We start from the raw sequence: 12,484 nt of genomic DNA, 5'->3' as shown, positions 1-12,484 counted from the left end.
TAGCTTATTAAAATGTTAAGTTTAAGTTTAGACCTATCGTTCTCGTAGAGGGTAGATTAAAGTTGTCTATACCGGCATCATTTCTTCCCGTTGCTTGGGACAGTTCAGGGTCGTAGGGCGCATCTTTATAAAAATAGAAAAGATTATTTCCTATTAATGAAACGGACGAATTCTTAAGCCATTCCCACTGACTTATCTTAAAGTTGTAAGATAGGGCCAATTGCGCTAATCGTATACTAGTTCTATCGTAAGTATGAGCTTCATCGATACCATTTCTGCCTCCTACCGCATCATAATAGGTAAAGGGGTCAATCTGGGTTACCGCACTTCCGTTTTGTACCGCATTGATGTTTTCATAACCTCTGTCTCTGGCAACGGCCGATCTTTCAGATACGCCGTAACCGTCTAATAAAGCTTCTGTTTGGCTCACTACAATACCGCCAAACTTACCGTTGATTTGCATATTCAGCCCAAAATTTTTATAGTTGAGGGTGTTACTCCATCCTAAAATATAATCAGGTTCAGCATTACCCAATAGTTCACGCTCGCCAGTTTTTAAGGGTCTGCCACTGACATCATCAAGTATAATGCGCCCTTGGTCGTCTCTTTGAAATTTAAAGCCATAGATATCACTGGCGGCACCACCTTCAACCAATCGCACACGAACTCCTTCGGAACCCCCTTGGCCGATTTCTTGGGTGTCAGGATGCAACTCTACAATAGTATTTTTGTTTCTAGAGTAGTTAATGGCTGTTGACCAATTGAAATCTTCGCCAACAATAGGCTTTCCGGTCAAAGTTATCTCGACCCCTTTGTTGGTGATTTCCCCGGCGTTTACGAAGAAGGAAGTATAATCTTCAAAGGGTTGTCCTATTTCAATAAACTGGTCTTGACTGTTAATATCATAATAAGTGAAGTCTATTCCTAACCTGTTTTGGAAAAAGCGCATGTCCAAACCTAGTTCAGAGGTTCTAATTATTTCTGGCTTTGCATCCGTAAATGGCCTAGTAGTATTAAAGTCTACCGATTTATCAGCATTTATTTTATGTCTTGGAAATATTCTATTATAAGGCACCTCGTTACCCACGCTGGCGAACGATCCTCTAATTTTGGCGAAACTAATAGCTTCTGGCATGGAGAACATTTCACTCAAAATTACGGTAAGTCCCACGGATGGATAAAAATAGGAATCATTACCAGTAAGCGCCAAGGTCGAAGCCCAATCATTTCTACCCGCAAGATCTAAAAATAACATCTCTTTGTATCCGAAAGTTACGTTGGCAAACATAGATTGCTTTTCTCTCCTGTCTAGAAGTGGGCTTGACTCTATTTGTACAGGTGGCCCTAAAAGATTGTTGAAATTAAACTCGTTGGCATAGGCCAACTGATTTTGTGCTGCAGGCGGATTCACTCGAACACCGTCGGCAAAAACTGTTTTCTGGTATGTGGCCCCACCTAGTGCAGTTATGTTAAAATCACCAAAAGTATTGTTATACGTTAAAATACCATCTAAATAAGTACTGGTGTCATCGTATTTTTCATACAACCAGTTACCGTTGGCGGCAACCGTTGTGGTATTACCTCCCGCCCTTCTTTGGGTATCGAATTCTTTAACGGCATAGTCGTAGTTTCCTCTGACCTGAAATTTAAAATGTTCAGTTATATCGTACTCTATATTTAGGCTGGTAATCACTCTGTTCGTCTTATCTTCTTGGCTTTCCTCGTTTAAAAGCCAATACGGGTTTGATTGTAAGTGGTCGGGACCACCGATTACTTCATCCCAGTTCATCACATCAAGATTTCTGGCCGCATCAAATATTTTATAGTTGTCCTTATACTTGTAAAAGGGTAGATTTCTAGGAAACCAGTACAAACCCGTCAACGGGTTATTGTAATACCCTGCACGGTTTCGTCCATCGGTCTTTTCCTGTGCCAAAATAATATTGGAGGTAACCTTGACCTTGTCGTTGAATAACTTTGTAGATTGCTTAAAGGTCAAGTTGTTTTTTCCATATTTATTCCCTGGTGTAATGCCAGTTGCTGTTGTGTTTGCAAAGGAAAAATAGGCTTGGGTTTTCTCGTTTCCACCGCTGACGGAAACAGAATTAAAGTATTGTTCGCCTGTATCGAAATACTCTTCTACATAATTATCTCCGTAGTCGCCTTTGGTGTAAGACCAACTCTCTTTTGCTCCGCCCTCTGCTCCATACCTAAACTGAAGCTCAGGGGTCTCGATGACACTTTCAAAGGTAATACCAGAATTTACCTGAACTGTAGCGGTACCTTGTTTGCCACTTTTGGTAGTAATCACCACAACACCGTTCGCTCCTTGGCTACCGTATAGAATGGCAGCATTCGCACCTTTCAGTATACTCATGCTTTCTATATCATCCGGATTTAACTGTGAAAGACCATCACCTTGATCCACCCCATTCCATACACCGGGCTGACCCCCTCTGTTGTTGACCATCGGAATACCGTCGATTACAAATAGCGGAGAACTGTCGCCACTTAAAGATTTGCTACCCCGTATTTGTATTTTGGTTGATCCACCAGGGCCAGAACTACTTTTTCGAATTTCTACCCCAGCTGCTTTACCTGAGATGCTATTTACAAAATTCACATCTCTAGTGTTTGTTAATTCATCACCACCAACAGTTTGCTGGGCGTAGGTCAAGGTTTTTTCTTTTCTTTTGATACCCAATGCCGTTACTACAACTTCATCAAGTTGGCTGGCGTCTTCTTCCATGCTCACATTGATGGTATTTGAAGATCCGACAGTAACGCTCTGGCTCTTCATGCCCAAAAAGGAAAATACTAAAACATCACCCTCGGAGGCGTCGATAGTATAATTTCCATCAAAATCGGTCTGAGAACCACTGGTAGTCCCTTGAACCAATACGTTCACCCCCGGCAGAGGTGAACCATCTGAAGCATCGGTAATCGTTCCCGATACTGTTTTGTCTTGCGCAAGAATAGGGTATGAGCCCAGCACCAGCGCTAAAATTACTAATAACTTTTTTGTCATAATGTTAGTTTTAAATGTTTTGAGTTAGTCTTAACATTTTGTTATCTAAATGTGAAATTAAACTAAATTTTCAATTAAACAAGGCTATCTATCATAAATGTGTTCGAACACACTGTTAATTTGCGCATACTTTGGTCCTTTTCTTTAGTGTCGTAAGAATTTTATTTAACAAATTATTGGGGTTACTTGTTAAAGTCTTACAATTGCTATTAGGTCCTTTTATTTTGGTGATTTTATATATTGATTTTGAAAATAGGTGGCATCCACGTTTGTAGATATGTAGAAAAGTTTCTGCCATTTAATAATCAATCTAAATAATATTTGAAATTTTCTGAAGAAATTATATCAATGGGCAGCAGCATTTTGCAGGGAATTTTTTTGTCAAAAAGAAAATATTCGGCAACGTAACTTACCCCTAAATAAGCCTGGCGTCTTGGTTTTTGGTGTATTAAAAAGTTAATCTTACCCTGAACTAGACAATTGATGTTTTCCTCCAATAAATCATATCCAATAGTTACAAAGCTTGAGTTGTTCGATTCGGCAACCTCTAAAAGGCGGTACGACTTTGAGTTGGTGATAAAAACAGCGGCGATATTACCCTGAACCTTTAAAAACTCTGCGATGTCTTTTTCAAACTTGGTGGTACTGTCTGAATTAAAGTTGGCCGTAATAATTCTTTGGGGATTTTTTTTTCTTTCTTCGAAATATTCTTTGAACCCATTCTCCTTCATTTGCATGTGGGGCTCTTTGTCAATATGTATGACCGCAACGGTGTCGTCGGTACTCGTTAGTTTGTCGATTAAATTGGCGGCAACTCGACCGCTTTGGTGCAAGTCTTGACCTATAAAAAATTCGCTGTTCAATGCATCTATGTAGTTGTTAAAAAACACTACCAATACGTTCTTAGCCTTGCAATTTTGTAAAATTTCTAGAGATTCTTGTCGATATAAAGGAGCCATCAAAAGTACATCAGGGGCCGATTCCAAAGCTTTTTGGGACTCTTCGAGAAAAGAAGATCGCTCAAGCGGGTCATAAATATATTTCTGAATCAATACTCCGAAAGCCTTGAACTCATTTTCGGCGTCTTTAATACCTTCATGTGCCGGATTCCAATAAGGGTCGACCGTTTGGTCGGGAATCAAGACACAAATTCTGTATATTTTATTGTTTTTTAAGGTTCGTGCTATAGGGTTGGGTTGGTAATCAATTGCTTCAAGTACCTGATTCACCTGTTCCAAAGCTTTTTTAGATACTTTGCCGCGCCCATGCAATACCCGGTCTACGGTGCCCTTTGACACATCTGCTAGACGAGCAATATCCTTGATGGTATATTTTTTTTTAATCATACGAATACCAAAAAACTATGAATAAAAGAAATTCTAAGAATTGAACCAGAGTCGATCGACGGTAAATATAAAAGATATATTACAAATTGTTACTAATGCCATTCTTAATAACAAAGAAATAAGAGGATACCTAAGATTTAGTAATCACAACCACCATATACAGCTAGCTTATCTTCTCTGTGAAATAAGATTAGGCCTTTAAAGGTGGTTTTTTTAACATTCTGTCAAACCCTTCAAAGAGAACAGCAATTATAATTACGAGAGCCGACCCGATAAAATTAAGCCAAAGATAGCCTAGCTTTTCCTCTCCCGATGGATAAATATGTATCAAAGAATAGTATATGAGGCAAATAAAGACTTGGGTCAACAGCGCTGCAAAAAAGACGGCATTACCTTTTACAAATTTAAAAAAGAAGGCCAATAAGAAGATTCCCAATACATTACCATAAAAGATAGATCCAATAATGTTTACCAGCTGTATCAGATTGTCAAAAAGATAAGCATAACTGGCAATTATTATGGCTACGACGCCCCACAGTAATGTAAAGGCTTTGGTGGCCACCACATAATGCTTTTCGGTAAAAGTCCCTTTTTTGTTGCGTTTGTACAGGTCCAACGCGGTTATAGTACCCAGCGCATTAAGTTCGGAAGCCGTAGAAGACATTGCCGCCGAAAGAATAACGGCCAATAACAAACCAATCAAGCCCTTTGGTAAGTTGTTAAGAATAAAATGTATGAAAACGTAATCTTTATCATTGGTCTCGGCAACATCATCGGCCTGTTTGATCAATGTCTTGGCCATGGCTCTATTGGTGCTGTCTTTGCTGTTGATGGTTATGATCTGATTCTTGGCTTTCTCGACTGTTGCATATTCCTTTAGCTCCAATGCGGCCGAAAATTGGTCTTGGGCCATTTTTTTCTCCTTCTCCAATTCAATTTGGTTTTTTTGCAGCACTCTATAATCTTCTGCATAGGGGGATGCCAAAACGGTCTTGGTTGCCGACGGATTGAAATTTAAAGGGGAAGGATTGTATTGATAAAAAACAAAAACCATAACGCCCACCAAAAGGATGAAAAACTGCATTGGGATTTTCAAAACGGCGTTAAAAATAAGCCCAAGCTGACTTTCCCTAACCGATTTTCCCGTTAGGTACCGCTGTACTTGACTTTGATCCGTACCAAAATACGCCAAGGCCAAAAAGAGTCCGCCTGTTATGCCACTCCAAAAGGTGTACCTGCTTTGGGTATTCAGTTCAAAATCAAGTATGTTCAATTTGTTACTCGCACCGGCAATCTTTAGTGCTTTTCCGAATGTTATGTCATTGGGCAGGTATCCTAAAATATAAAAAAAGGTAATGAACATGCCCGTCATTATGATAAACATCTGCTGTTTCTGGGTAACGCTGACGGCTTTAGTTCCTCCTGAAACCGTATAGATAATTACCAATATACCGATAATGATATTCAGGGTTCTCAGATCCCAACCCAAGACCGCGGATAGTATTATGGAGGGTGCATAAATAGTTATGCCCGCAGCGAGCCCGCGTTGTATAAGAAAAAGAATAGCTGCAAGTGACCTGGTTTTAAGATCGAAACGTTGTTCTAAAAACTCGTAAGCGGTATAGACTTTTAATCTGTGATAAATAGGAACAAAAACTAGGCATATGATAATCATGGCCAAAGGAAGACCAAAATAAAACTGAACGAAGCCCATGCCATCGTGAAAAGCTTGCCCGGGAGTGGATAGAAATGTTATGGCACTTGCTTGCGTAGCCATGACGGAAAGTCCAATAGTCCACCATTTGGCTTTATTTCCACCTCGCACATAATCGTCAACATCTTTACTGCCCTTGGTTTTCCAAACGCCATAGCTGACGATGAACAAGAGCGTTCCGGCCAATACGATCCAATCTATTGTTCCCATCTATGTGTATGCCGTCATTAAATAATAAAAAACAAGAATGTAGAAAATGTTAAGAATAAGCACGAGGGTGTATTCTTTTTTCCATTCTATCTTATCCAACATCTTATCCTTTTGTTTCATTGTCGCTCTGTATTTTTGCTTTTCCAACCGATAACATATTGGCAAACAGTTTGTAAGCGCCGAGTACACCCGCCGGAAGCTCTCTGAAAAAGCTGAGCCCAGTGTAAATATAATATCCTTTGCCATAAGGAGCGACAAGTAAGCTACCTTTTTTGGGTGCCTCTCCTTCGTCGTTCATTGATAGGATAGGGGTGAATTCTTTAGACCACTCACTCGGGAAATAAAGACCACGTTCTTGCACCCATCCATCAAAATCTTTCGGGACAATAGTATTGGGGAAGTTGATCAACTCATGATTTTTGGCAATGATGTCGACTGTCGAGTTTTCATTGGTCACGCGATCTCGAGACAAGGTCATGGAGTAGGGGGCAATGTTTTCAAATTGCGAACTCCAACGTCCCGCGGTATTGTATTGAATGATTAGAGTACCGCCATTTTTGGCATAATCTAAAAGATAGGGTTGTTTGAACTTAAGTTCGTCAACAACGTTGTAAGCCCTTATCCCCAGAACTACGGCGTCATATTTTTTAAGTTCTTGGGTGCTGATGTCCTCTGGTTTTATGATATGAACCGTATAACCTATCTGTTCAAGGCTTTCGGGAACTTTGTCTCCGGCTCCCATAATATAACCGATGTGCTCACCTGCCTTTTGAATGTTCAATCGCACTACTTTTGCTTCTGAAGATATTAAAACAGACTGTGTGGGTATGTGGTCGTAGGCAATCGTTATCAGTTCTTTCGTATATTCTTTTCCGTCAACCTTGATTATGGGCGTAATGTAATTTTCATCTTCATTTTCCGGGGGGGTCAGCGTAAATACTATAATTTTCTCGTCGCCCTTTTTTTTAATTTCGAACGACTTGGTTTCTTGATCTACTTTCCAACCTTTACCAAAACACAATTGAACAGTACCTTGAATATTGTCTTTATGAGCTTTGATGGTGACCGGTATTTTTTTTGGTTTTCCATCTGCGAAGATCAATACCTTATCTTGAAAGAACGAAGTAGCCGTCGGTAAAATCTCGAATGGTTCATGGAGTTCACCTTTGTCAGGTTTGGCATAACGGTGTTCGATAGCCCTAGTGAACGTAATCGGCTCCCCATTAAAATTTAGATTAAAATTCGCTAAATAGGCTCTTGGGGTTTCAGGCTTTCCGATTAAACTTTGATCCTCGACTTTATACATGCCCAAGGTGCCTTTTTCATTGAGCCAGTACGGACTTGTAAATTGCGCGTTTTCCGGAATCGTCAAATCAATTTTGAGGTCAATTTTCTTATTCTCTTCCAAATCTAACTTTTCACCTATTGTTGCGTTCGCTCCGGTAATAGATATCGATTTTAAAACGATATCGGCATTACTTCTATTGATGATTTCAAGGTCAACTTTAACCGTTTCGCCTGGGTTTGTGTAAGCCTGTTCGGCAGAGGCTTCAAAATGCAGTCCGCAAACATCGGCTATGATATCTCTTAATTCCCTAGATTTTTCTCTTTTCCAATGCTCATCTTGTATGTTTTGTAAAAGGGTATAAGCTTCAATGAGTTGTGGCAAATGTGCGGAGGGGTTTTGAAAATTGAAATTCTTTTCTATTTTATATAAAATAGCCCCTACAGCGGCACCGCCTTCTACTCTTGACCATGTGGTATCAATACCATCAAAAATATTGGTTTTGTCATTGGGGAAGCTGCCTTTGAGCAATTCTAAATATTCATCTTCAGACCCACGGGTCGATAATCTGCCGAAACCTTGGCAAAGGTGTTGGCTGCTGGCCAACGCGGCTATTTCATTGTTCGATATGCCCAAGGTGGGGTAATAAGTGCCCACATCTAAGTTAAGCATCTTTGATTTGTCGGCTTTTTGAAAATTCTCTTCACTTCCGTAAAACCACCAATTCGTATTGAAAAATAACCGTTGGGGTTGCCAGGTTTTGGTAAATTGTAACTGTTCGGGGTAGGCTTTAGGATCGTTCACCATATCAAATGCCGCTACACTTAATATCGCAGAAGAGGTATGGTGCCCGTGGGTAGATCCCGGAGTGCGGTGATCGAATCGATTGACGATTACATCAGGCTTGAAATTACGAATGGCCCATACCACATCACTCAAAACGGCTTCTTTATTCCAAATTTTTAAGGTTTCTTCGGGATGTTTGGAATATCCAAAGTCATTGGCTCTTGAAAAGAGCTGTTCACCCCCATCAATGCGTCGTGCGGCCAAAAGTTCTTGGGTGCGCAAAACACCTAGTAATTCACGAAGCTCGGGGCCAATCAAATTTTGACCGCCATCGCCTCGAGTAAGCGATAAATAGGCGGTTCGGGCCTTAGTCTTATTGGAGAAATAGGAAATTAACCGTGTATTTTCGTCATCGGGATGCGCTGCAATATAAAGTGCCGATCCTAAAAAATTCAATTTTTCCAGCGCATGGAAAATTTCTGAAGATGAACTTTTCTTTGGGGCTTGGGTAGCGCCAGTATGTACCGATAAAAGAATAGCTGTACAAAATACCAGAAATTGGCGCATGCTCATTGTTTTAGGAGGTTTTCAAATATAGCAAGATTAGGTGCTATCAAGTGTTTTTTAAAACTTCTTTAACAAACTTATATCAGTTCGTCTTGTACTTTATGCAACTCTTTGGTATTGATAAGCGAAACCGCTTTTTGCATCATAAGGTTATTAGGATACACTAACAGCTCTCCATTTTCTTTTCGCAGATTTACATGAAAAGCTTTTATATCTTCGATTAAATAGGGTTCTTCCGATTCAATATCCTTATCCAATATTTTTACTTTGTCGCCAATCTTAAAAGGAAAGGAAAAAAACAAAATAACGCCCGCTGTAACATTACTTAAAATGGACCAACTTGCAAACAGGGCAACTCCAATTACGGCAAAAACAGAAGCAAAAAGTGTGCCGACCTCCCTATAATTTACTCCCCAAATAAATGTAAGGGCACCAATGCCTAAAATGGTCAGTAAACCCGAAACATATTTAGTGATTAATAGGGTGCGGGCTTCTACGATATCACTCAATTTGCCCACTTTGCGAATCGTCTTATTGGTGACGAATTTTAAAATCAATAATACCGCGATGGTAATGCAAGTAGTTAACAGTTCACTTTGATAAGTGGCAATAAAATTTTCCATGCTATTTTAATCCTAAACTATCGCGCAAAGATAGATTGTTATTTCCATTTTTTTGCCAGTAAGGTGTCTTTAAAGTTTTGATTTTGGTCGCTTTGGAAGTCATTGTTTTTGCTTTATCGCCAAAGCCACTTTTAATGGTTTCCGACCAGCTTTCAATTCCATAAGGGAATGTATTTGAAAACTTGATTTTGAGGGTGCGATCAAGCTCGGGATAGGTGATTTCATAACTCGTTAAATCACTTTCCTTGGTTAAAGTGGTTGTGGCGTTGTATGATTTCAACTCTTTGTGTGACAATCGGATATACTCCAACGAAGGAATTATTTGTACGTTGCCGATAGGTAGATTGCTTGGATTAATTCGGATTTTGTTCCAAAGTTCGTTTTCCAGAATTTCTTTGTCCAATTCAAGTTGTTGGTCGGCTTCGTTCTCGAAATAGGAATGTGACATAATCTCAAACTTATCCCTGTTATTCAATTGGGCATATACTTGTCCGCACCATTCTTGGGCAGAAAAGGAAACCTTCACAGCGTGCTGATTGTCATGTACCGGATAAAAACTGCTGCTCATAATGGAATAGGGGTAGATGCCCGTGAGGTATTTCTTGGTACTGTTTAGTTTCAAAACGGGAATATTGTCGGCATGATGCTCGTCGGCCTTGACTTGTTTTTTTGCTAAAAACGGCTCGGTCACGAAAATTAATACGGAAGTTCCTTCCCGCATTTCACCATATCGGGCTTGTTCAAGCTTATACGAAGTAATCTCGGCATCGCCGGCATACCAGTATTTTTTAAACTCATCGGAGAGCTGATTTTTGGGAGCAGCGGCTGAAGAGGTTTCGGAATGTAGGGCCGTACCTTTCTTTTCTTCTCCTTTTTCGTTGCAAGAATTAAGGGTAAAGGCAAAAAAAACCACCCATAAGGTTAGGTATTCAAACTTGATATATGTTTTCATAACGCGTGACGATTTGGTATAAAGTTAATCATCATTTTTCAAGAAACTAAATCGCTCAATGTTTTATAGAGCAAATGGGTGGGAAGCCCCATCACATTGGTGTATGACCCCTGAATTTCTTCAATGCCGATATGCCCTATCCATTCTTGAATGCCATAACCGCCTGCTTTGTCGAAGGGTTTGTAATTGTCAATGTAAAAGTCGATTTCGGCATGGGTCAACTTTCTGAATTTCACCTTCGTGGTGCAATTAATGGTTTTTTGAATTTTTGTAGTGCAAAAACAGACGGAAGTAATGACCTCATGTGAAGTGCCCGACATTGATTCCAGCATTGCAAAAGCTTCTGCTTTGTTTAGGGGTTTGCCCAGAATCTTATCATTGTGCCATACTACGGTATCGGAGGTGATTAGAATATCATTGGGTCTTAATTCTTCCTTAAAAGGGAATGATTTGATTTCAGCCAAGTAATCGGAAACTTCATGACCCTTCAGGTGATTAGGAAACACTTCCTCCACCGATTTTAACCGCACTTCGAAATTGAGTTTCAGTTCCTCAAAAAAGTGCTGTCTTCGCGGTGAACCAGAGGCAAGTATAAGGTTCCAATCCTTTAATTTTTCCTGAAGCATATTTTAGTCGTTGGAGGCGTTAAAGTTATCGTTCCAATCGCCACGTACTTTTAGAACCTGTTCTATAACATCTCGAACACAGCCTTCACCGCCGTTTTTATGAGATACATATTTCGAAATGGCCTTGACTTCAATCACTGCATTTTGTGGGCATGCAGCTAGGCCGGCCAATGCCATTGGTGGTACATCGGGCATATCGTCACCCATGTAAAGTACAGTTTGAGGGTCAATCTCATAGATCTCAAGATATTCTTCGAACTGTTCGATTTTATGACCGGCACCTAGATAGATATCGGTTACCCCAAGGCCCCTCATTCGATGACGAACGCCCTCATTGGTGCCACCACTGATAATACAGACCCTATAACCCTTTTGAAGTGCCGTTTTTATTGCATAGCCATCTTTTACGCTCATACTGCGAAGCATCTCACCTTCGCTAGTAATCAATATAGATGAATTGGTCAGCACCCCGTCAACATCGAAAACAAAGGTGGTTATATTCTTTAATTGTTCTTTATAACTTTTTTCCATAGCTATCTTTAATCGAATCGCTCAACAAGCGATAGAGTGTTTTGTCTTTTTCGTTATTTAAAAGTTCCATATGTCTTTGCATAGTTCCTGTGTCGTTTCTTCTGGCGGGTCCCGTTTGGGCATCTTCAGGTGATAAAAACTTAATCTTTCGCGCTGTCTCCTTAATTAGGGGATGGAGCATCGTAAAGGGGAGCTGTTGCTCTTTACAAATTTCAGCTCCTATGCTATACAGATGATTGGTGAAATTATTTACGAATACGGCAGCTAAATGCAAATATTTTCGCTTTTCCGAAGAAATTTCGAAAACTTGATCTGAAATGGCTTGCCCCAATTTTCGGAGTAATTCTAAATCATCTTCTTGAGAGGCTTCAATGCACAGGGGAACATCCTTGAAATTTACCTTTTCAGCCTTGCTTAATGTTTGTAAAGGATAAATAACACCCTTGCGCATTTGTTTTGGCAACGCATCCATAGGTACACTGCCAGAAGTATGTACAACCAGTTTTTCGGTATGTGAAAAATGTTGTGACACTGAAGGTATGGCGTCATCACTGACCGCAATAATGTAGATGTCAGGTAATTGGCGTCCAATTTTTTTAAGGGATTTTGACAAGTCCTCGTTGCGACTATTCAAAACCTGAACCACTTCGATTTCGCTGGTTTTTGAAATAGCACGCTTTAAATGTTCGGAGACATTTCCGGTACCTACAAGGGCAACTTTAATCATGCCCCAAAAATAAGCATATATTTCTGTTTGGGACTTAGGAGGAATAATGCGGCTAGGTTTTTTTACTACATTTGAAAAGACGCGTCTGA

At 40.0% G+C, this 12,484-nt stretch carries 9 protein-coding genes; all 9 read right to left on the bottom strand.

The features are described 5' to 3' along the window. Nucleotides 1–7: 7 nt before the first annotated feature. The 9 genes from BLS33_RS02140 to BLS33_RS02100 all read right to left on the bottom strand — a co-directional run bounded on the left by BLS33_RS02140 (nt 8) and on the right by BLS33_RS02100 (nt 12,395). A complete protein-coding gene (locus tag BLS33_RS02140; RefSeq protein WP_089884797.1) occupies nt 8–3,028 on the bottom strand; it encodes a SusC/RagA family TonB-linked outer membrane protein in 3,021 nt (1,006 codons plus the stop codon). Nucleotides 3,029–3,333: 305 nt separating this feature from the next. Further along, a complete protein-coding gene (locus tag BLS33_RS02135; protein WP_245731246.1) occupies nt 3,334–4,374 on the bottom strand; it encodes a substrate-binding domain-containing protein in 1,041 nt (346 codons plus the stop codon). Between the two features lie 190 nt (nt 4,375–4,564). Beyond that, nucleotides 4,565–6,298 (bottom strand): sodium:solute symporter family protein, encoded by a 1,734-nt coding sequence (locus BLS33_RS02130; RefSeq protein WP_089884795.1) that lies wholly within the window; start codon nt 6,296–6,298, stop codon nt 4,565–4,567. A gap of 103 nt (nt 6,299–6,401) precedes the next feature. Next, entirely contained in the window at nt 6,402–8,936 is a 2,535-nt protein-coding gene (locus BLS33_RS02125; protein WP_089886168.1) for a PIG-L family deacetylase, read from the bottom strand. A gap of 77 nt (nt 8,937–9,013) precedes the next feature. Then, nucleotides 9,014–9,559: a mechanosensitive ion channel domain-containing protein gene (locus BLS33_RS02120; RefSeq protein ID WP_089884793.1), complete on the bottom strand. Its 546-nt coding sequence runs from the start codon at nt 9,557–9,559 to the stop codon at nt 9,014–9,016. Nucleotide 9,560: 1 nt separating this feature from the next. Beyond that, the gene (locus tag BLS33_RS02115; protein WP_089884791.1) at nt 9,561–10,511 is read right to left on the bottom strand and encodes a septum formation inhibitor Maf; all 951 of its coding nucleotides are present in this window, start codon (nt 10,509–10,511) and stop codon (nt 9,561–9,563) included. 38 nt (nt 10,512–10,549) lie between these two features. Next, nucleotides 10,550–11,137, bottom strand: a complete 588-nt coding sequence (locus BLS33_RS02110) for a Maf-like protein (RefSeq protein ID WP_089884789.1) — start codon at nt 11,135–11,137, stop codon at nt 10,550–10,552. Nucleotides 11,138–11,140: 3 nt separating this feature from the next. Then, nucleotides 11,141–11,668 (bottom strand): KdsC family phosphatase, encoded by a 528-nt coding sequence (locus BLS33_RS02105; protein ID WP_089884787.1) that lies wholly within the window; start codon nt 11,666–11,668, stop codon nt 11,141–11,143. Continuing rightward, nucleotides 11,652–12,395 carry a Rossmann-like and DUF2520 domain-containing protein gene (locus BLS33_RS02100; RefSeq protein WP_089884785.1) on the bottom strand — a complete coding sequence of 248 codons (744 nt, stop codon included), beginning with the start codon at nt 12,393–12,395 and terminating at the stop codon, nt 11,652–11,654. Before BLS33_RS02100 ends, BLS33_RS02105 begins: the two co-directional genes overlap by 17 nt. Nucleotides 12,396–12,484: the final 89 nt, after the last annotated feature.

Origin of the sequence: Kriegella aquimaris (genome assembly GCF_900103215.1) — a bacterium.
GTDB lineage: Bacteria > Bacteroidota > Bacteroidia > Flavobacteriales > Flavobacteriaceae > Kriegella > Kriegella aquimaris.
This window is presented reverse-complemented; position numbering and strand designations above follow the sequence as displayed.